At 64.3% G+C, this 20,057-nt stretch carries 17 protein-coding genes; 13 read left to right on the forward strand and 4 right to left on the reverse strand.

Going from position 1 to position 20,057, the window contains the following annotated elements:
- Nucleotides 1–19: 19 nt before the first annotated feature.
- Nucleotides 20–871 (reverse strand): TetR family transcriptional regulator C-terminal domain-containing protein, encoded by an 852-nt coding sequence (locus CIMIT_RS05715; RefSeq protein ID WP_051904832.1) that lies wholly within the window; start codon nt 869–871, stop codon nt 20–22.
- 107 nt (nt 872–978) lie between these two features.
- Here CIMIT_RS05715 and uvrB point away from each other — a divergent pair, with 107 nt between their 5' ends.
- The 3 genes from uvrB to CIMIT_RS05730 all read left to right on the forward strand — a co-directional run bounded on the left by uvrB (nt 979) and on the right by CIMIT_RS05730 (nt 4,070).
- Entirely contained in the window at nt 979–3,072 is a 2,094-nt protein-coding gene (gene uvrB / locus CIMIT_RS05720) for an excinuclease ABC subunit UvrB (RefSeq protein WP_038590369.1), read from the forward strand.
- 25 nt (nt 3,073–3,097) lie between these two features.
- A complete protein-coding gene (locus CIMIT_RS05725; RefSeq protein WP_038590371.1) occupies nt 3,098–3,556 on the forward strand; it encodes a universal stress protein in 459 nt (152 codons plus the stop codon).
- A gap of 70 nt (nt 3,557–3,626) precedes the next feature.
- Entirely contained in the window at nt 3,627–4,070 is a 444-nt protein-coding gene (locus CIMIT_RS05730) for a universal stress protein (protein ID WP_038590374.1), read from the forward strand.
- 68 nt (nt 4,071–4,138) lie between these two features.
- Here the strand turns inward: CIMIT_RS05730 and CIMIT_RS05735 are convergent, their stop codons facing one another.
- The 3 genes from CIMIT_RS05735 to CIMIT_RS05745 form a co-directional block, all read right to left on the reverse strand.
- Nucleotides 4,139–6,340, reverse strand: coding sequence for a HelD family protein (locus CIMIT_RS05735; protein ID WP_231910265.1), 2,202 nt, complete (start codon nt 6,338–6,340; stop codon nt 4,139–4,141).
- A 111-nt stretch (nt 6,341–6,451) separates the two neighbouring features.
- On the reverse strand, nt 6,452–7,486 hold the full coding sequence (locus tag CIMIT_RS05740; RefSeq protein WP_038590380.1) for a DoxX family membrane protein: 1,035 nt from the start codon (nt 7,484–7,486) through the stop codon (nt 6,452–6,454).
- A 150-nt stretch (nt 7,487–7,636) separates the two neighbouring features.
- Entirely contained in the window at nt 7,637–8,233 is a 597-nt protein-coding gene (locus tag CIMIT_RS05745; RefSeq protein WP_038590383.1) for an MBL fold metallo-hydrolase, read from the reverse strand.
- Between the two features lie 114 nt (nt 8,234–8,347).
- On the opposite strand from CIMIT_RS05745, the gene uvrA reads away from it, so the two are divergent.
- The 10 genes from uvrA to argJ all read left to right on the forward strand — a co-directional run bounded on the left by uvrA (nt 8,348) and on the right by argJ (nt 20,043).
- Nucleotides 8,348–11,200, forward strand: coding sequence for an excinuclease ABC subunit UvrA (gene uvrA / locus CIMIT_RS05750; RefSeq protein ID WP_038590385.1), 2,853 nt, complete (start codon nt 8,348–8,350; stop codon nt 11,198–11,200).
- 306 nt (nt 11,201–11,506) lie between these two features.
- Nucleotides 11,507–12,028: a translation initiation factor IF-3 gene (gene infC, locus CIMIT_RS05755; protein WP_083317190.1), complete on the forward strand. Its 522-nt coding sequence runs from the start codon at nt 11,507–11,509 to the stop codon at nt 12,026–12,028.
- A gap of 32 nt (nt 12,029–12,060) precedes the next feature.
- Entirely contained in the window at nt 12,061–12,255 is a 195-nt protein-coding gene (gene rpmI / locus CIMIT_RS05760) for a 50S ribosomal protein L35 (protein WP_038590391.1), read from the forward strand.
- 60 nt (nt 12,256–12,315) lie between these two features.
- On the forward strand, nt 12,316–12,699 hold the full coding sequence (gene rplT, locus CIMIT_RS05765) for a 50S ribosomal protein L20 (RefSeq protein WP_038590394.1): 384 nt from the start codon (nt 12,316–12,318) through the stop codon (nt 12,697–12,699).
- Between the two features lie 108 nt (nt 12,700–12,807).
- Nucleotides 12,808–13,218 carry a TM2 domain-containing protein gene (locus CIMIT_RS05770; protein WP_084674276.1) on the forward strand — a complete coding sequence of 137 codons (411 nt, stop codon included), beginning with the start codon at nt 12,808–12,810 and terminating at the stop codon, nt 13,216–13,218.
- A gap of 22 nt (nt 13,219–13,240) precedes the next feature.
- Nucleotides 13,241–14,044 (forward strand): TrmH family RNA methyltransferase, encoded by an 804-nt coding sequence (locus CIMIT_RS05775; protein WP_038590397.1) that lies wholly within the window; start codon nt 13,241–13,243, stop codon nt 14,042–14,044.
- An 83-nt stretch (nt 14,045–14,127) separates the two neighbouring features.
- Nucleotides 14,128–15,174 (forward strand): phenylalanine--tRNA ligase subunit alpha, encoded by a 1,047-nt coding sequence (pheS, locus tag CIMIT_RS05780; RefSeq protein WP_038590400.1) that lies wholly within the window; start codon nt 14,128–14,130, stop codon nt 15,172–15,174.
- A gap of 35 nt (nt 15,175–15,209) precedes the next feature.
- Complete coding sequence (gene pheT, locus CIMIT_RS05785; protein WP_038590403.1) at nt 15,210–17,717, forward strand: phenylalanine--tRNA ligase subunit beta; 2,508 nt, start codon at nt 15,210–15,212, stop codon at nt 17,715–17,717.
- A 54-nt stretch (nt 17,718–17,771) separates the two neighbouring features.
- Nucleotides 17,772–18,815, forward strand: coding sequence for an N-acetyl-gamma-glutamyl-phosphate reductase (argC, locus tag CIMIT_RS05790; protein ID WP_038590406.1), 1,044 nt, complete (start codon nt 17,772–17,774; stop codon nt 18,813–18,815).
- A 55-nt stretch (nt 18,816–18,870) separates the two neighbouring features.
- Entirely contained in the window at nt 18,871–20,043 is a 1,173-nt protein-coding gene (gene argJ / locus CIMIT_RS05795; RefSeq protein WP_038590409.1) for a bifunctional glutamate N-acetyltransferase/amino-acid acetyltransferase ArgJ, read from the forward strand.
- Nucleotides 20,044–20,057 lie beyond the last annotated feature (14 nt).

The following is a 20,057-nucleotide window of genomic DNA, read 5'->3' on the forward strand; positions in this document are numbered from 1 at the left end:
GCTACACCGTTCTTTCGTCTTAGTCGTTTCCAGCAGAGGGGGTTGAGGCAATTGGCGGCCCGCCGCTATCGCTGCTGGCCATCCACCCGCGCACACTCGCGCTGAAGATTTCGCGGATGCTCAGCGGGTCGAGAGCGCCTGCGAGCAACCGGACTCCGAGCCCGTCGATAAGCGCGGTCAGCGAGGCGATCATGACCTGCGGGTCGCCGGACACAAACTCGCCGCTGGCCATGCCTTCCTCGACAATCGGCAGCAATTCCTGCTGCCAGCGTGCATAGGCGATCTCAGTGGCCTGCTGGGCGTCGGCAAAAGCGGCGGAGGAGGACCAGAACTGTGCCCAGGTCGCCCACTCCTGGCGGGACTCCGGCGAGCCGTCGAGCTGAATGGCAAAGAGGGCGGACAGGCGCTCGGTCGGCGTGGCGAGGGTGTGGGCGCGTGCTCGGCGCTGCGCACCCTGGCGGGAGCACTCGTCGAGCGTGGCGAGGAAGATCTCGTTTTTGCTAGGGAAGTAGTAGTGGACCGCTGAGGGGGACAGGCCGGCGGCCGTGGCGATATCGGCGACGGTGACCGCCTGGTAACCGCGCTGGGTAAACAGCGGCCATGCGGCGGCGACAATAGCGCGCTTGCGGGTCTGTCGTGCACGATCGCGTGTGGACGTACCCGGCTCGCTGACCGTGGCGAGGGACTGCGCGTCGACTCCGGTGAGCGCGGCTAACCGGGCAAGCTCAGTCGCGCTGAAGCGGCGGACGCCGGAGAGCGACTTGGACAGCTTGCTTGCGTCGATGCCCAAGTGCGCGGCGACGTCGCGGTGGCGAAGGCCGGCTGCGGCGATAGCAGCGCGCGCAGCGTTGCGTGGCTGAGCACTAGTCATGATGACAACCGTATGAATTCCTGGCAGAAGTCGCAACCGTTTGATGCTTAGTGTAAAAAACTATCGCAACTTCGCCCCTTTCGGGGGCAACGCGTATGGTTGTGGGCATGGCTTTTGCTGCAGAACACCCGGTCCTGGCGCACTCTGAATTCCGCCCCGTCGGCGAGATCGAGCGGCGCGAGAAGCCCTTCGAGGTGGTCTCCGAGTTCGAGCCTTCGGGCGACCAGCCCGCGGCGATTGCGGAGCTGGACGAAAGGCTGCGCCGCGGGGAGGAAGACGTGGTGCTTATGGGTGCCACTGGTACCGGTAAGTCCGCTACCGCCGCCTGGTTGATTGAGCAGCAGCAGCGCCCGACTCTGGTGATGGCCCCGAATAAGACGCTTGCCGCGCAGCTCGCCAACGAGTTACGCCAGCTGCTGCCTAACAACGCGGTCGAGTACTTCGTGTCCTACTACGACTACTACCAACCAGAGGCGTACATCGCGCAGACCGATACGTACATTGAAAAGGACTCGTCGATTAATGACGATGTGGAGCGCCTGCGCCACTCGGCGACCTCGGCGCTGCTCTCGCGACGAGACGTCGTGGTGGTCTCCTCCGTGTCGTGTATCTACGGTCTCGGTACACCGCAGTCCTACCTGGACCGCTCGATCGTGCTGCGTGTGGGCGAGGAGGTCGAACGCGATCGTTTCCTGCGCCTGCTTGTCGACGTGCAGTACGAGCGCAACGACGTCGACTTCAAACGTGGCACCTTCCGCGTCAAGGGCGACACCGTGGACATCATCCCCGCCTACGAGGAAGTCGCGGTGCGTGTGGAGTTCTTCGGCGACGAGGTCGACGAGCTCTACTACATCCACCCGCTCACCGGGGATGTGCTCAGTCAGGAAGACGAGGTCCGCATCTTCCCGGCCACCCACTATGTGGCCACTGACGAGCGCATGGAAAAGGCGATTGAGGCGATCAAGGAGGAGCTCGCGGACCGGCTCGAGGAACTGGAGAATAAGGGCAAGCTGCTCGAGGCGCAGCGCTTGCGCATGCGCACCGAGTACGACCTGGAGATGATCCAGCAGGTCGGGTTCTGCTCCGGCATTGAGAACTACTCGCGGCACATGGACGGCCGCGGCCCCGGCTCCGCACCGGCGACGCTCATTGACTATTTCCCAGAGGACTTTCTCACCATTATCGACGAGTCTCACGTCACCGTGCCCCAGATCGGCGGCATGTTTGAGGGCGATATGTCGCGCAAGCGCAACCTGGTGGAGTTTGGGTTCCGCCTGCCGAGTGCCGTCGATAATCGGCCCCTGACCTTCGACGAGTTTGAGGCCCGCGTCGGCCAGACCGTGTACATGTCGGCTACGCCAGGCGACTACGAGCTCGAGGCAGCGCACGGCGAGTTCGTCGAGCAGGTGATCCGCCCGACCGGCCTGGTGGATCCGAAGGTGACGGTCAGGCCGACGAAGGGACAGATCGACGACCTCATCGAAGAGGTACGCAAGCGCGTCGAGAAGCAGGAGCGCGTGCTCGTGACCACGCTGACGAAGCGGATGGCCGAGGACCTGACCGACTACCTGCTCGACCATGGCATCAAGGTGCGCTACCTGCACTCCGACATCGACACCCTGCAGCGCGTTGAGCTGCTGCGCCAGCTGCGTCTTGGCGAGTTCGACGTGCTCGTCGGCATTAACCTGTTGCGCGAGGGCCTCGACCTGCCGGAGGTCTCGCTCGTGGCGATCCTGGATGCGGATAAGGAGGGCTTCCTCCGCTCGACAACGTCGCTGATCCAGACCATCGGCCGCGCCGCCCGCAACGTTTCCGGCGAGGTCATCATGTACGCCGACCAGGTCACCGAGTCGATGCAGCAGGCTATCGACGAGACCGAGCGCCGCCGCGAGAAGCAGCTCGCCTACAACAAGGAACACGGCATCGACCCGCAGCCGCTGCGCAAGAAGATCGCCGACATCTTGGACCAGGTCTACGAGAACGCCGACGGCGAGAGCACCGGCGCTGGCGAGGCGGCGGTGGTAGCCAAGCCGGACACCTCGACTATGGCCTCTGACGAGGTGCAATCGCTTATCGACGACCTGACGAAACAAATGGGCGACGCCGCCCGCGAGCTCAAGTTCGAGCTGGCGGGTCGCCTGCGTGATGAGATCGCGGACCTGAAAAAGGAACTCCGTGGTATGAAAGACACAGGAAACTAAGACTAGAAAGGCGCATCGACGCACCATGCATTCCTATAACTCGATCGCAGTAGGTACCGACGGCTCGCCGACGTCGCTCGTCGCTGTCCGCGCGGCAGCGAGCCTCGCCCGCGTCTACGACGCACAGCTGACGGTCATCTGCGCGCACTACACGGCCTCCGGATCGATGCTGAACTCCACTAACGCGGAGTTGAGCAAAATCGACATCGTCACCGAGACCGGCTCGCAGGAGATCCTCGCCCGCGCCCGCGCCATCGCGGAGGAGGAACAGGCACCGCGGATCAACGTGGTCTCCAAGGCGGGCCAACCGGCGAACGTGCTGCTCGAGTCGGTTGCGGAGTACGAGGTCGACCTGCTCGTGGTGGGCAACAAGGGCATGCGTTCGCTGGCGGGCAGGCTCTTCGGCAACATCCCCGGGAACGTGGCGAAGAAGGCACCAGTAGACGTTATGCTGGTGGACACCAGGGCAGAGGGACACGACTAACCAATAGGGTCGGGTCCGGAGTATCATGTGTAAAGATTCCCCAACTTGATGAAAGGTCATCCATTACACCATGGCTGATTACTACAACACCATCGTCGTCGGCTCTGACGGATCTAAGTCCTCCTTGCTTGCAGTGGAGCGTGCAGCAAAGATGGCCGCGGCCTTCGACGCGACGCTGGTCATTGGCACGGCCTACTACCGCAGTGAGGAAGACGCTTCCAAGGCGCTCCGCCAGGACTCGGTAACCATCCTGGGCGATGATCAGGCGTTGAAGAACCTAGAGGAAGCTGCTGAGCACGCGCGTAGCTTCGGTGTTTCGGACGTGCAGACCGCGACGCGCCCGGGTACCCCGGTTGAGGCGCTCATGGCGATCGTCAACGACAACAACGCTGAGCTGCTGGTGGTTGGTAACCGCGGCATCAACTCGCTGACCGGCCGCCTGCTCGGCTCCGTGCCGGCAGATGTGGCCCGCCAGTCCGACTGTGACGTGATGATCGTCCACACCGTCAAGTAAATACGTTCACACACAGCCGGCCGTCTCTCGCAGAGAGACGGCCGGTTTTGTTGTGCGCGGTGGGGGTATTAAAGCTCGCCGATCACCGTTAGGCTCTGGGTTGCGCGAGTCGCGGCGACGTAGAGATCCTGCAGGCCCTGCGGTGAGGCGTCGACGATGCGGCGGGGATCAACCAGGATGACGTGGTCGAACTCTAGCCCCTTCATCTGCGCAACGTTGTCCGCGTCGATGACGGCGACCATCCTGCCATCGGCCTGCAGTGAACCAACAACCTCCGCCGGATCTGTGCCTGCCGGCAGGTGGCGCACGGGGACGCCGGTTTCGCGGATCGCCACCGAAGAGCTCGCCTCGGGGTCGATCTCGGCAAGGAGCTCGTCGGCGTACTCCATCACCTCGGCGGGGGTCCGGTAGTTCACCGTCAGCTGGTGGGTACGGAAGCGCTCGCCCACAAAAGGTTCGAGGGTCATGGCCCACTCGTCGCTGCCGGCGGGGGAGGAGGTCTGCGCGGTATCGCCGACTAGTGTCATCCACTTCGATGGGCAGCGGCGGAAGACCATCCGCCACTCCATCGGTGTGAGCTCCTGGGCCTCGTCGACGATGACGTGGCCGTAGGCCCAGGTGTGGTCCTCGCGGGCGCGCTGAGCCGTGGAGCGAATGTCGGTGACACGTTGGCGGCTGGCCAGGGTCTCGGCGTCGATAACGTCGGCGGCGGAAAGGATCTCGGCTTCGAACTGGTCGTCGTCGTTATCCGTCGACTCGGAGGATGCCAACACGTCGAGCGCGTCCTCGGCTTCCTCGACGAGCTGTCGCCACTGCGCCTCTTCCTTTGCTTTCTGTTCGGTGGGGTCGGTGACGCCGATGAGGACGGACAGCTCGTCGTAAAGCGCGGTGTCTGAAGGATAAAACCCTGTGCCCGGCGCGCGGTAGAGCGCGTCTTGTGTGTAGGCGTCGTAGTCGCCGGCGACGGTCTCGATGCGGGCGCGGTCAGTCAGAGTTGCATCGAGTACTTCGGCCGGGTCGAGCTCGGGGAAGTACTCGTTGACCAAGTCGATGACCTGCTGCTCCTCAGCGAGATCGTCGTGGAGCTGGTCCACGTCGGCGGTGGACAGGAGGTTCTCGCCGCCGAGCGGGTCACGGCCAATGCGATCGGCGAGCGCCTCCGCGAGCGACTGCGTGAGGTGTTCCGCGAAGAACTCGCGCGCCTGATTGTGCGGCTTGCGGGAGCGGCGCGCACGCGTCCGTGCCGCCTTGACCATGGTCGGGGTCGCCGCGATGTCGACCGAGCCGATCTTCAGCGGCACCGGAGCAGCAGGGACCGTCTCGTAAGCCTGGACGGCGCGCTTAAGGATGGTGACCATCTCCTCGGAGCCTTTCACCTCGCGCGCCGCCGCCGACTCACCGCTGGCGGTTGGGCGGAAGCCGGGCACCAGATCCTCGATGGTCGAAAGCACCACGCCGGTCTCGCCCAGCTCCGGCAACACCCGCGAGATGTAGTCCAAAAAGGCGGGGTTCGGCCCGATGATGAGCACACCGGTACGCGAAAGCTGCTCGCGCCATGTGTACAAAAGGTATGCCACCCGGTGCAGCGCGACCGCGGTCTTGCCAGTGCCGGGCCCGCCCTGCACCACCATCACGCCGCGGGTGGGGTCGCGGATGATCTCATCCTGTTCGCGTTGGATCGTCTCCACGATGGAGCGCATGTGTCCCGTGCGGGCGGCGTTCATCGCGTGCCGCAGGGCTGCCTCGGAGCCGACGTTGCCGCGCTCGACCTCCGCGTCGAGGCCTTCCCCGGCGAGTACTTCATCATCCACGGCGGTGACAGTGCGCCCCCGCATGCGGATGTTGCGCCGCTGCTCCACACCCTCTGGGTGCGCGGTGGTGGCGAGGTAGAAGGGGCGCGCGAGCGGGGCCCGCCAGTCGAGGAGCAAGGTGCGGTAGTTGTCCTCGCGGTCGTCCATGCCCATTCGCCCGATGTAGCGCCGCTCCAAGCCTTCGCGGCCGGGCACTGGGTTTTCCACCTCGTCGTCAGCCACATCGATACGCCCGAAGACGAGACCCACCTCGGCGATGTTCAGTGCGTCGAGTTTCGCGTTAAGTCCGTGGTACTCGGTCTCGCGCCGCACGAGCGCATCCGAGTCGGGGTTGTCTGGATCCACGTCGCGCTGCACTGCGGCAAGCTTTTCCTGCGCCGCTGTCACCTCTGCGTCGAGGTGCGCAAAGAGCGTGTCCACATACGCCTGTTCGGCTGCGATCTTCTCGGGGTTTCCCACCCGGTCATTCCTCCTCACGGTTGGTCGCGGGGTGTACCGCTGTAGCAACAAACAGCCCCGCCGCCCGGATTATTCCGGACTGGCGGGGCTTCAGTGTAAAAGCGCGGGGGTTTAGCCCAGCTTCTTCTGCAGCTTCTTCACGGTCTGCTTGGCGCGCTTCTCCGCCTTCTTTGCCTTGCGCTTCCACTTCAGCTTTGTGATGAAGGAGGGATCAGCGTCGAGCTTGTCGAAAGCCTTCTGCAGCTTATCGACGGAATCCTGCGCCTTCTTCTCCAACTTCTTGTGGTTCTTCTTCACCTTGTGCTTGGCGGACAGCTTGTCCAGCGTGCTCGGGCGCAGGTCATCGATGGAGTCCTGCAGGTCACCGACGACGGCGTTGACCTTGCGCTTTGCCTTGTACTGCTGCAGCTTGGAAGGCTTGGCCTGGTCAATGAGCTTCTCCGCGTCGAAGTCCTCGTAGGCGTCCTGCGCACGATCCGCGGTCTCGGAGAGGAACTTCGAGGTCTGCTTCTTGGCGTCATCGAACCAGTCGCCGGCGACCTCGGTGGCGTGGGCAGCGGTCTTCTTCCAGTCGTCCTTGTTGTCATCGACGTAGTCGGTGACGGTCTCGGTCGCGTCGCTGAACCAGTCGCTGGCCTTGTTCATGGCCTTCTCGGTCTCAGACTGGGTCGGCAGCGCCTGCTGCACGTTCTTCTTTGCAACCTTTGCTGCGTTCTGCGCGCGCCACTGCAGGCCCGGCTTGCCGTCCGTATCGACGGTGGCGAGCAGCACACCACCGGCGAGCGCGACGTCGGTCAGAGCGCCGGTGCGGCGGCGAGCCTTGTCGTCCTCATCCTCGGCCTCCCAGAAGGCGTTGCGGCCAATCAGGGAAGGCACGGTGGTCAGCGCCAGCAGGGATGCGGAAGTGCGCGGCATCTTGCCGATGGCGAAGAGGCTGCCAGCACCTGCCTTCACACCGCCAACGAGCTGCGCGGCGGTCTCCGGGTCTTTCGGCACCAGGCCGCGGTACTCGCGCGGCACGACGGAGCGTACCTTCTTCAGCGCGGATGCTGCGGCCTCCTTGTGGCCGGCCGGGTTCAGCATGGTCTCAACACCATCGATGATGTACACGGACGCCAGCATCGGGCGAGCGATCTTACGAATCATCTCTATAACCATTCCTTCTCATTTACGTTTATGGGGATCTTGCGATCGGAGCCCGAAACGGACTCGTCTACCACCAACTGTACTTGCGTTTCCGTGCTTCTGGTGGGGACCCGGGCTACGCGCGTGCAAACGTGCCGGTATTGGCAGGTATTACCAGCGTCGCTGCCACCACTCGTCCAGGTGCGGGCGCTCCTCACCCAGGGTGGTTGGCTTGCCGTGGCCCGGCCGCACGATGGCCTCGTCCGGGTAGACGGCGAAGAGCTTGTCCTTGACCTCCTTGTACAAGCGGACGAAGTCACCCTCCGAGGACGTCTTGCCCAGCCCGCCCGGGAATAGGGAATCGCCGACGAAGAGGTTCGGTACGCCGTCGATTTCCACGGCAATCGCTGCGCCGCCCGGGGTGTGGCCGCGCAGGATGGAGACAGGAAACTGGTGCCCGGCGAACTCGAGCACGTCGTCGTCGCGCAGCTCGTGGTCGACTGCGGCAGGCAGCGCCGGCGCGTCCAGATAGGGAGCCCAGTGCCGGGCCCCGGTCGCCTCGAGCACCTCGACGAGCGCGCGGGTGTGGTCGTGGTGGCGGTGGGTGGTCAGCACGTCCGTGATCTTCACGCCGGCGTCACGGGCGAGGGAGAGGAGTGCTTGGGGGGCCGCGGCGGCGTCGATAAGCAGCCCCTTGTCCCCGGCACAAATGAGGTAGCAGTTGTTGTCCATCTCGGACACAGAAATGTGATGCAAAGTAAGCGTCATGGACCCTAGCGTAGACAGATCTGGAATAGGCCGGGGGAAAGCACAGTTGTGAGGGGTTGGTAGCTTCTAGGGCAGAAGAGCAATAGAAACGTACTCGGGAAGGGACGTGGTGACGTGGCTGAATGGCTCACGGTGCGCGGCGCGCGCGAACATAACCTTAAGGGCGTAGATATCGCCCTACCGCGCGACAAGATGGCCGTGTTTACTGGGCTTTCCGGCTCCGGCAAATCCTCCCTGGCCTTCGACACCATCTTTGCTGAAGGGCAGCGGCGCTACGTGGAATCGCTTTCCTCGTACGCCCGCATGTTCCTCGGGCAGATGGACAAGCCCGACGTCGATTACATCGACGGCTTGAGCCCGGCGGTCTCGATCGACCAGAAGTCCACGAACCGCAACCCGCGCTCGACGGTAGGCACGATCACCGAGATTTATGACTACCTGCGCCTGCTCTACTCGCGCGCGGGCACCCCGCACTGCCCGCAGTGTGATGCGGTGATCCAGCGGCAGACGCCGCAGCAGATCGTGGACCAGATCCTGCAGTACGAGGAGCGGACGAAGTTCCAGGTGCTCGCGCCCATCGTGCGCAAGCGCAAGGGAGAGTTCCAGGACCTGTTCGCCGACCTGGCCGCGCAGGGCTACTCGCGCGTCAATGTCGACGGCGAGACCTACCAGCTTTCTGACCCGCCGAAGCTGGAAAAGCAGATCAAGCACACCATCGACGTGGTCGTCGACCGCCTGCAGGTCAAAGCAAGCCAGAAGCAGCGCCTCACCGATTCCGTTGAGACCGCGCTCAAGCTTGCCGACGGGCTGGTCGGCTTCGATTTCGTCGACCTCGAGGCGGACGACCCGGAGCGCGTGCAGATCTTTTCGGAGAAGATGGCCTGCCCCAACGGGCACAAGCTGGACGTGGAGGAATATGAGCCCCGCGCCTTCTCCTTCAACTCGCCCTTCGGCGCGTGTCCTGCCTGCGACGGGTTGGGCGTGCGCAAGGAGATCGACACCGACCTGGTCATCCCGGACCCGGACGCGCCGGCCGTGGACGCCTTCCAGCCGTGGAACTCCAGCCCGAATAAGAAGTACTTCGTGCGGCTGATCGAGGCGCTAGCGAAGGAAGAGGACTTCGACGCGCATGCGCCGTTTTCCTCGCTGACGAAGACGCAGCAGAAGCATTTGGTGCAGGGCTCGAGCACGAAGGTCAGCGTGCGCTACAAGAACCGCTACGGGCGGCAGCGCTCGTTCACCGCGGCCTACGAGGGCGTGATCGGCTACCTCGAGCGCAAACTCGAGCAGGCGGAGACGGACACGCAGAAGGACCGCCTGTTGGCGTATACCCGCGAGGTGCCGTGCCCGACGTGTAAGGGCGCGCGCCTGAAGCCGGAGATTCTTGCGGTGCGGCTGGATTCGACCACGCACGGCGAGCGTTCGATCGCGGGGCTGACCGAGCTTTCCATCGAAGACGCTTCTGAGTACCTGGACAACCTGGTGCTGGGCTACCGCGAGGAGATGATCGCGGGTGCCGTGCTGCGCGAGATCCAGGCGCGCCTGCATTTCCTGTTGGACGTCGGCCTGAACTACCTTACTTTGGCCAGGTCCGCGGGCACGCTCTCCGGCGGCGAGGCACAGCGCATCCGCCTGGCCACCCAGATCGGCTCCGGGCTGGCGGGCGTGCTCTACGTGTTGGACGAGCCGTCGATTGGCTTGCACCAGCGCGACAACAACCGCTTGATTGCCACGCTGAAGAAGCTGCGGGATCTGGGCAACACGCTTGTCGTGGTGGAGCACGACGAGGACACGATTCGCGAGGCGGACTGGCTCATCGACATCGGCCCGCGTGCAGGCGAGTACGGCGGGGAAGTGGTCTACCAGGGAGAGCCGGAGGGCCTGAAGGAGGCCGAGAACTCGATCACGGGTGATTACCTCGCCGGCAGGAAGAAGATCGAGGTGCCTGCCACGCGCCGCCCGGTGGATGCGGATCGCACCATCAAGGTGGTCGGCGCGCGGGAGAACAACCTGCAAAACGTCGAGGTGGAGATCCCGCTTGGCCTGCTCGTGGCCGTGACCGGTGTCTCGGGATCCGGCAAGTCCACGCTGGTCAACGAGATTCTGGCGAAGACGCTGCAAAACGAGCTCAACGGTGCGCGCCAGGTGCCGGGGCGGGTGAAGCGCGTCGAGGGCCTCGACTCGCTGGACAAGCTCGTGCAGGTGGACCAGAGTCCGATCGGGCGCACGCCGCGCTCGAACCCGGCAACGTACACCGGCGTGTTTGACAAGATCCGTAACCTCTTCGCGGAGACGCAGGAGGCGAAGGTGCGCGGGTACAAGGCAGGCCGCTTCTCCTTCAACGTGAAGGGCGGGCGCTGCGAAGCCTGCCGCGGCGATGGCACTATCAAGATCGAGATGAACTTCCTGCCGGACGTGTACGTGCCCTGCGAGGTCTGCGGGGGTGCGCGCTACAACCGCGAAACGCTCGAGGTGCGCTACAAGGGCAAGACCATCGCCGAGGTGCTGGACATGCCAATTTCCGAGGCAGCAGAGTTCTTCGAGCCGATCTCGTCCATCCACCGTTACCTCGCCACGCTTGTCGACGTCGGGTTGGGCTACGTACGCCTCGGCCAGTCCGCAACGACCTTGTCCGGCGGCGAAGCGCAGCGCGTGAAACTGGCAACCGAGCTGCAGAAGCGCTCCAACGGGCGCACGATCTACATCCTTGACGAGCCGACCACCGGCCTGCACTTTGAGGACATTCGCAAGCTCATGCTGGTGCTCAACGGCCTGGTAGAGAAGGGCAACACTGTGTTGGTCATCGAGCACAACCTAGACGTGGTCAAGTCCGCGGACTGGATCATCGACATGGGTCCCGAGGGCGGCTCCGGCGGCGGCACGGTGGTCGCGCAGGGCACTCCCGAAGACGTGGCGCAGGTCGAGGGCTCCTTCACAGGCGAGTATTTGCAGCGCGTGCTCGTCTAAAAGCCTTTGGCGGGCGGTGATTTTGACTTTCTAGCCGAAGCTGTTAATGTTTCAAGGCACTACCGCCCAGTGCTCCTTTTCTAGGTGTACGGGCCGCAAGTGGAGTTACTCCCACCCCAAGCCGCGCGGCACACTCGCTGCGAAGGATACGGGTCAACGGTAGGGCGCACGGAGATATGTCCGTGCCCTGCCGGTATGGATGAACTCCCGCTAGCCTGTGTAAGACTAGCGGGTTTTTCGTGTGGGACGAGCATCGCTTGGGGCTTGGTAGCGATCACATTGTAATTCTCGTCTTTAGGAGTTCTCATCAGCGCTGAAGCTCGAATCAACGAACGCATCCGCGTTCCGGAAGTTCGCCTTGTCGGTCCGTCCGGCGAGCAGGTGGGCATCGTCCGTACGGATGACGCTCGCAAGTTGGCATACGACGCCGACCTTGACTTGGTCGAGGTGGCACCGAAGGCCAAGCCGCCCGTAGCCAAGATCATGGACTACGGCAAGTACAAGTACGAGCAGGATCAGAAGGCCCGCGAAGCGCGCAAAAACCAGCAGCAGACCGTGGTCAAGGAACAGAAGTTCCGCCCGAAGATCGATGAGCACGACTACCAGACGAAGAAGAACAACGTCGAGCGCTTCCTGGAGAAGGGCAACAAGGTCAAGGTCACTATCATGTTCCGCGGCCGCGAGCAGTCCCGTCCGGAGCTTGGCTTCCGTCTGCTTGAGCGTCTCGCCGATGACATCGGCGAGCTGGGCGTGGTCGAGTCCCGCCCGAAGCAGGACGGTCGCAACATGACGATGGTCTTTGGTCCGGCTCGCAAGGGCAAGAAGTAGCACACATTTTTCAACTCTGAAGGGCTTTTACCATGAAGCAGAAGACCCACAAGGGCACCGCAAAGCGCATCAAGGTTAACGGCAAGGGCAAGCTGCGTCGTGAGCAGGCCGGTAAGCGCCACCTCAACGAGTCGATGACCTCGAAGCGTCGTCGCAAGTTGTCCGGCACGACCGACGTGGCCCGCGCAGACCAGAAGCGCATCAAGCGCCTGCTGGGCAAGGCTTAAAGCCTTCCGCGCATCCCATTACCGCACATATACCTCAAAAACGTAAAGGAAGTTTGACTCATGGCACGTGTGAAGCGTTCAGTCAACGCCAAGAAGAAGCGCCGCGCGATTCTGAAGTCCGCGAAGGGCTACCGCGGCCAGCGTTCCCGCCTGTACCGTAAGGCGAAAGAGCAGTGGCTGCACTCCCAGACCTACGCCTACCGCGACCGTCGTAAGCGTAAGAGCGAGTTCCGCAAGCTGTGGATCCAGCGCATCAACGCTGCTGCTCGTCTCAACGACATCACCTACAACCGCCTCATCCACGGCCTGAAGCTGGCTGAGGTCGAGGTCGACCGCAAGATTCTCGCTGAGCTTGCCGTCAACGACTTCGCTGCGTTCTCCGCTATCTGCGAGATCGCTAAGAACGCCCTCCCGGAGGACGTCAACGCACCGAAGGCTGCATAAGCGCCTTTAGCTTGTCGACGCCCACCTGCACCCGCAGGTGGGCGTTTTACGTATGTGCGGACAGTTCGTGCGGAGACCGTATCGGTGTCAGTGTGTATCGTGTGTGCCATGACGAACCCCTACAGCAACAGTGGAAAGCGCGAGTCACCGTACGTGTCCAGCTTTCAGAATGACTGGGCGGAGTACGGTGCGCAGGCTCCCAGCTGGCAGCCACCGCAGTCGCTGTCGGAGTCTGGGGCGGTGCCATCGGGCCAGGAGCAACCGCGCTCGTGGGTGATCACCGTGCTGCTGTGCTTGTTCTTGGGCGTTTTCGGCGCGCACAGTTTCTACGCCGGCTACACCAAGCGCGGGCTTATCCAACTCGGCCTTTACTTGGCTGGCTGGTTCACGACTGCGGTGCTCATCGGCTTCCTGTTCTGGTTTGCACTGGTGATTTGGGTGATCGTGGATCTGTGCATGGTGTTCACCCGCAGCGGAACGTTTCGCACGGATGCACGCGGAGTGCGGCTCCTGCGCTAGTCGGTGAGTAGAGTGTGAGGACATGGCACTCGATTTCTCCCAACCTTTTACCGAGCGCACCCCGCGCGTTATCAATGCGGCAAAGCTGCACCGGGCGCAGGCGCGCAAGAAAGCAAAACAGTTCCTCGTGGAGGGGGAGAACTCCGTCGAGGCGGCGGTAGCCACGGGGGCGGCCACAGACTTGTTTGTCACCGAGCGTGCCGCCGATGAGTTTGCGGAGATCGTCACCACCGCCGAGTACATGGATGTGTACACCCACGCGATCACGGATCAGGCCGCAAAGCACATGACGGACATGGTGAGCACCACCGGCATTTTCGCGGTGTGCAAGCCGGCGCTGTGGACCGTTGGTGCCGCGCTGCGCGGAAATCCGCAGTTCGTCGCGGTCGGGGTGGAGACAAATGACCCTGGCAACGCGGGCACCATCATCCGTATCGCGGACGCGACCGGTGCCAACGCGGTAATTTTCGCCGGCGACACGGTCGACCCGGAATCTTCCAAGGTGGTGCGCGCCTCGGCAGGCTCGCTGTTCCACCTGCCTGTGGCCCGGGAACGCAACATCAAGGATGTCGTAGGCCAGCTGAAGGCGCAGGGCCTGCAGATTGTGGCGACGGCAATGGATGGGGAGGTCCCGCTCGATGAGGCCAGCGAGGTGCTGGCGAAGCCGACTGCGTGGTTGTTCGGCAACGAGGCGCACGGGCTGCCCTCGGAGCTTCTCGAACTCGCGGACCACCGCGTCTCCATCCCGATCAAGGGCAGTGCAGAGTCGCTGAACCTGGCGACCGCCGCGGCAATGTGCATGTGGGAGTCCTCGAAGGCGCTCTAAGCACCTCCTCCTGGTGGTGCTCCGCTGCGCGGGTATGCTGGTGTGCGCGAAAATTATCATCTTTAGAAGTGGAAGGGACGAGAGTGTCCGAGACTCCCGAGATCCAACTGACCGAGGAGGCACTCGACGCCGCCGCCGCGGCAGCTATCGAGGCCTTTGAGCACGCAGCCGACCTGCCCGCGCTGGAAGAAGCACACCGGCAGCATCTGGGGGAGAAGGCCTTTATCCCGCAGGCACGCCGCTCCCTTGGTTCGCTGCCGAAGGACCAGCGCAAGGATGCGGGGCGGATGGTGAATATGGCGCGAGGTCGCGTCGAGAAGCGCTATGCCCAGCTGCGCAAGCTGCGCGAGGCGGAGTACCGCGAGCAGCAGCTCAAGGAAGAGGCTGTGGATGTCACCTTGCCCACGACCCGTCGGCAGGTGGGTGCGATGCACCCGATCACCACGTTGAGTGAGCAGATCGCGGACATTTTCATCGGCATGGGCTGGGAGATCGCGGACGGCCCGGAGGTTGAGGCGGAGTACTTCAACTTCGATGCGCTGAACTTCATCCCGGATCACCCTGCGCGCACCCTGCAGGACACCTTTTACATCGGTGCGGAGGATTCCAAGCAGGTCATGCGCACGCACACCTCGCCGGTGCAGGTGCGCTCCCTGCTTGAGCGTGACGTGCCGCTGTACATCGCGTGCCCGGGCCGCGTGTTCCGCACTGATGAGCTGGACGCGACGCATACCCCGGTCTTCCACCAGATCGAGGGGCTTGCGGTGGATAAGGGCCTGACGATGGCCCACCTGCGCGGCACGCTCGACCACCTGGCAAAGACGCTGTTCGGGCCGCAGGCAAAGACCCGCATGCGCACGAACTACTTCCCGTTCACCGAGCCGAGTGCCGAGGTGGACGTGTGGTTTGAGAACAAGAAGGGCGGCGCTGGCTGGATCGAGTGGGGTGGCTGCGGCATGGTCAACCCGAACGTGCTGCGTGCTGTTGGCGTGGACCCGACCGAGTACCAGGGCTTCGCGTTTGGCATGGGCCTGGAGCGCACGCTGCAGTTCCGCAACGGGCTGACTGATATGCGCGACATGGTTGAGGGCGATGTGCGTTTCACCCTGCCGTTCGGTGTACAGGCTTAAAGCAGGCGTTACCGAGAAGGAGTTTTGATCAAAGCATGCTGATTTCTAAGAACTGGCTCACCCGCCTGCTGCAAGGTGCTGGCAACGAAGGCTGGACGGTTACCGACGAGGAGCTCGACGCGGGATTCGTGCGCGTTGGGTTCGAGACCGAGGGCTACGCGCCGATTGAAGAGACGACCGGGCCGCTCGTGCTCGGCCGCGTCGCGGAGATCGAGGAGCTCACCGGCTTTAAGAAGCCGATCCGTTACTGCCAGGTCGACGTGGGCCAGGCCAACGGCACTGGCGAGTTGCAGGGCATCATCTGCGGCGCGCGCAACTTTGCGCTGGGCGACTACGTTGTGGTGTCGCTGCCGGGAGCAGTGCTGCCCGGCGGTTTCGAGATCGCCGCGCGGAAGACCTACGACCATATCTCCAACGGCATGATGGCCTCGACAGCCGAGCTGGGCATGACGCAGAAGAGCGAGGGCATCATCACGCTGCCCGAGGGGCTGGGGAACCCGGGCGATGACGCGCGGGAGATCCTGCAACTCGCCGACACGATTTTTGACGTCAACGTCACCCCGGACCGCGGCTACGCGCTCTCGGCGCGCGGCCTGATGCGTGAGCTCGCCTCCGCCTTTGACCTGAAGTTTGCCGACCCCGCGCAGGACCCGCAGGTCGCAGGCGTCGACACGTCGGCGGTGCCCGCACCGCAGGGCTCGCTTAACGACGTCACGCTGAACCCCGACACCCGCGCCTCCCGCTTCGGCCTGGCCAAGGTGGAGGGCATCGACCCGGCAGCGCAAGCCCCGTTCTGGATGCAGCGCGAGCTCATGCTGTCCGGCATCCGCTCCGTCAACGCCGCCACGGACGTGACCAACTACGTCATGCTGCTGCTCGGCCAGCCGATGCACGCTTTCGACGCGGACAAGATCTCCGGGAACCTCACCGTGCGCAAGGCGCAGGCGGGCGAGGAGTTCGAGACGCTGGACCACTCCACCCGTAAGCTTCGGGACAGTGACGTGGTCATTGCGGACGAAGCGGGCATCCAGTCGCTGGCCGGCGTGATGGGCGGGGTGACCTCGGAGATCTCCGAGACCACCACGAACGTCTACTTCGAGGCTGCGACGTGGGACGAACTGACCGTGGCGAAGACGGCGCGCCACCACAAGCTGAGCTCCGAGTCTTCGCGCCGTTTCGAGCGCGGCGTGGATCCGGCGATTGTGGAGGTGGCCCTGGACGTTGCCTGCGCGCTGCTGCAAGACATTGCCGGCGGCACCATTGCCACCGGCCGCACGCTGGTTGGCGAAGTACCGCAGCGCGAGCCGATCGCGCTTGGGGCGCAGCACCCCTCGCAGCTGATCGGCGTGGACTACAGCGCGGAGGTCATCACGCGCCGCCTCGAGGAAGTTGGCTGCCAGGTCGCCTCAGAAGGCGAGCGCTTCCTGGTGACCCCGCCAACCTGGCGTGGTGACCTGAACGAGGACGTGGAGCTGATCGAGGAGATCGTGCGCCTCGAGGGGCTCGACGCGATCCCGTCGATCCTGCCGACCCCGCGCGGTGGGCGAGGACTCACCCCGGCGCAGAAGCGCCGCCGCGCGGTGACCCACGCGCTGGCGTACGCAGGCTATGCGGAAATCATCCCGACCCCGTTCATTGCCAACGACACCTTCGACACCTGGGGCCTGGACGCGGACGACCCGCGCCGCAACACCGTGCTGGTGCAGAACCCCCTGGACAACGACTACGGTGTGCTCGCCACCACGCTTCTGCCCTCCATGCTGGAGGCCGTGGGCAAGAATGTTGCCCGCGGCAGGGCAGACCTGGCCATCTACTCGGTGGCGCAGACCAGTTTCAAGCGAGCGGAGTCCTCGCCGATGCCGAGCGTGGCTGCGCGCCCGGACGAAGCAACCATCGCGGAGCTGCTTGCCTCGGTACCGGAGCAGCCACTGTACGCCGCGACCGTCGCGGTCGGCGACGCGGAGGCGGAGGGTCCGCTTGGTGAGGCGCGCGCCTACACCTGGGCGGATGCCATCGAGTCCGCGCGCGTGGTTGCCCGCGCCGCAGGTGTGGAGCTCGAGGTCGCCGCTGCGGACTACCTGCCGTGGCACCCGGGCCGCTGCGCGGAACTGCGTGTGGGCGAGACCGTGGTAGGCCACGCCGGTGAGCTGCACCCGCAGGTGCTTGAGGCACTCGAGCTGCCGCCGCGCGTGTGCGCGATGGAACTCGACCTCTCCGCGCTGCCCTTTGACGCGGTGCTGCCCGCCCCGAAGCTGTCCGCCTACCCGGCGCTGCACCAGGACATCGCCCTGGTGGTGGACGAGTCGGTACCCGCAGAGAAGGTGCGCGAGGTCGTCGCAGAGGGTGCCGGTGAGCTGCTCGAGTCGGTCACGCTTTTCGACGTCTACCGCTCCGAGCAGCTCGGCGCTGACAAGAAGTCGCTGGCGTTTGGCCTGGTCTTCCGCGCGCCAGATCGCACGCTGACCGAGGACGAGGCTTCGGAGGGCCGCTTGGCGGCAGCGGAAGCGGCGAAGGAACGCTTTGGCGCGGAGATGCGTGGCTAAGCACCACGGCGTGTATAATTTGCAATAGACTGCATAAACGCGTAGGGTGTCGGTATGACACTGAACGTAGCAGTCGCCGGGGCGACCGGGTACGCAGGCGGGGAGATCCTCCGCCTGCTTTTGCGTCACCCGGCCTATGAATCAGGCGCGCTGACCATCGGCGCGCTCACCGGGAACTCGAATGCGGGCCAGCGCGTCGGCGAGCTTATGCCGCACCTGCCGGAGCTGTCAGATCGCGTGATCGAGCAGACCACGCCCGAGGTGCTCGCTGGACACGATGTCGTCTTTTTGGGCCTGCCGCACGGCTTTTCCGCCGAGATCGGCAAGGCGCTGCCGGACGAGACCGTGGTGATCGACTGCGCCGCCGACTTCCGGCTGCGCGATGCCGCCGCCTGGCAGCACTACTACGGCAGCGAACACGCTGGTTCGTGGCCCTACGGCATTCCGGAGATGCTCGGGCACCGCGAGGCGCTGCGCGGTGCGACCCGGATCGCGGTGCCCGGCTGTTTCCCCACTGGCGCGACGCTGGCGGCGCTGCCTGCGGTTGCTGCGGGTGTGTGCGAGCCTGTCCTTCGCGTGGTGGCGATCACTGGAGTTTCCGGCGGGGGCAAGAAGGCGTCGGTAGGCATGCTCGGGGCGGAGACCATGGGCTCGCTCAAGGCTTATAAGACTGCCGGAACGCACCGTCACACGCCGGAAATTATGCAGAATATTGCCGAGGTGACCGACGCCCCGGTGAACGTGAGCTTCACGCCGGTGCTTGCGCCGCTGCCGCGCGGCATCCTCACCACCATCACGGCACCGCTGGCGCAGGGCGCAACGAAGGAGTCTGTGCGCGCTGCCTACGAGGCCGCGTACAAGGACGAGCCTTTCGTCCACCTGCTGCCGGAGGGCGCGCAGCCGCAGACCCAGAATGTGGTCGGCTCGAACATGTGCCACCTGCAGGTCGAGGTGGATGAAGGGGCTGGCGTGGTGCTGATGACCTCGGCGATCGACAACCTGACTAAGGGCACCGGCGGGGCGGCGGTGCAGTGCATGAACTTGGCGCTTGGGTACGCGGAGACGGATGGACTCCCGCGACAGGGCGTTGCTCCTTAAACCTGCACCCCAATCCGACACCCCGGACGCTTAAAGAAAGAGAACAATAGAGACTATGAGTACGCACAATGCACAGGGCGTGACCGCCCCGCAGGGTTTCACGGCAGCTGCCGCACAGGCAGGGATTAAGCCTTCGGGCAAGCCGGACATGGCGCTGGTGGTGAATACCGGGCCGCGCTTCGACGCCGCCGCGGTGTTTACACGCAACCGCGTGAAGGCCTCTCCGGTGAAGCTTTCGCAGCAGGCGGTGGCTGATGGCTCGCTGCGTGCCGTGCTGTACAACTCTGGCAACGCGAATGCCTGCAACGGTGCGCAGGGGGATGCGGATGCCCGCGAATCCCAGGCGTATGCTTCGGCGGCGCTCGGCGTGGACGCGGGCGAGGTCGCGGTCTGCTCGACCGGGCTGATCGGCGAGCTGTTGGAGATGGACAAGGTCAAAGGGGGAGTGGACGCGCTCGTCCCGGCGCTTGGCACCGACAACGGCCAGGCGGCCGCAGACGCGATTCTGACCACCGACCTGGTGCGTAAGGAAGCCGTGTACTCCGGCGAGGGCTTCACCGTCGGCGCGATGGGCAAGGGCGTGGGCATGATGGCACCCTCGCTGGCGACGATGCTGGTGTGCATCACCACGGACGCGCAGGCCACGCCGGAGGCGCTGGAGGTGGCGCTGCGCAAAGCCACGAAGGTCACGTTCGACACGGTGGATATTGACGGCTCGACGTCCACAAACGACACGGTGATCGTCATGGCCAACGGCGCTAGTGGCACCACCCCGCGCCAGGAAGAGCTCGACGCTGCCATCCTGCACGTGTGCGACTCGCTCGCGCGCCAGATGCAAGCGGACGCCGAGGGCGTGACCAAGCGCGTCAACATTACGGTCACCGGTACCGCCGACGATGAGCAGGCGCTCAACGCCGCGCGCACGCTCGGGCGCGACAACCTGTTCAAGTGCGCGATGTTCGGCTCGGACCCGAACTGGGGCCGCACGCTCGCCGCCGTCGGCATGGCGGATGCGGAGATGGACCCGGACAAAATCTCTGTCTCTTTTAACGGCGAGGCGGTCTGCATCGACTCGACTGGTACGCCGGGAGCACGCGAGGTGGATCTGAGCGGCGCGGATATCGACGTGCTCGTGGACCTTGGCACCGGCGGGCCGGGCAAGGCCACGGTGCACACGACCGATCTGTCGCACGACTACGTGGAAATCAACTCGGCCTACAGCTCTTAATACCCGCAGGAATA

It is taken from the genome of Corynebacterium imitans (genome assembly GCF_000739455.1).
GTDB classification, from domain to species: Bacteria; Actinomycetota; Actinomycetes; order Mycobacteriales; family Mycobacteriaceae; genus Corynebacterium; species Corynebacterium imitans.

Coding starts and splice junctions, on each gene's coding strand:
- CIMIT_RS05715 (WP_051904832.1), bottom strand. CDS start 871: ATGACTAGTGCTCAGCCACGCAACGCTGCGCGCGCTGCTATCGCCGCA.
- uvrB (WP_038590369.1), top strand. CDS start 979: ATGGCTTTTGCTGCAGAACACCCGGTCCTGGCGCACTCTGAATTCCGC.
- CIMIT_RS05725 (WP_038590371.1), top strand. CDS start 3,098: ATGCATTCCTATAACTCGATCGCAGTAGGTACCGACGGCTCGCCGACG.
- CIMIT_RS05730 (WP_038590374.1), top strand. CDS start 3,627: ATGGCTGATTACTACAACACCATCGTCGTCGGCTCTGACGGATCTAAG.
- CIMIT_RS05740 (WP_038590380.1), bottom strand. CDS start 7,486: ATGATTCGTAAGATCGCTCGCCCGATGCTGGCGTCCGTGTACATCATC.
- CIMIT_RS05745 (WP_038590383.1), bottom strand. CDS start 8,233: ATGACGCTTACTTTGCATCACATTTCTGTGTCCGAGATGGACAACAAC.
- rpmI (WP_038590391.1), top strand. CDS start 12,061: ATGAAGCAGAAGACCCACAAGGGCACCGCAAAGCGCATCAAGGTTAAC.
- rplT (WP_038590394.1), top strand. CDS start 12,316: ATGGCACGTGTGAAGCGTTCAGTCAACGCCAAGAAGAAGCGCCGCGCG.
- CIMIT_RS05770 (WP_084674276.1), top strand. CDS start 12,808: ATGACGAACCCCTACAGCAACAGTGGAAAGCGCGAGTCACCGTACGTG.
- CIMIT_RS05775 (WP_038590397.1), top strand. CDS start 13,241: ATGGCACTCGATTTCTCCCAACCTTTTACCGAGCGCACCCCGCGCGTT.
- pheT (WP_038590403.1), top strand. CDS start 15,210: ATGCTGATTTCTAAGAACTGGCTCACCCGCCTGCTGCAAGGTGCTGGC.
- argC (WP_038590406.1), top strand. CDS start 17,772: ATGACACTGAACGTAGCAGTCGCCGGGGCGACCGGGTACGCAGGCGGG.
- argJ (WP_038590409.1), top strand. CDS start 18,871: ATGAGTACGCACAATGCACAGGGCGTGACCGCCCCGCAGGGTTTCACG.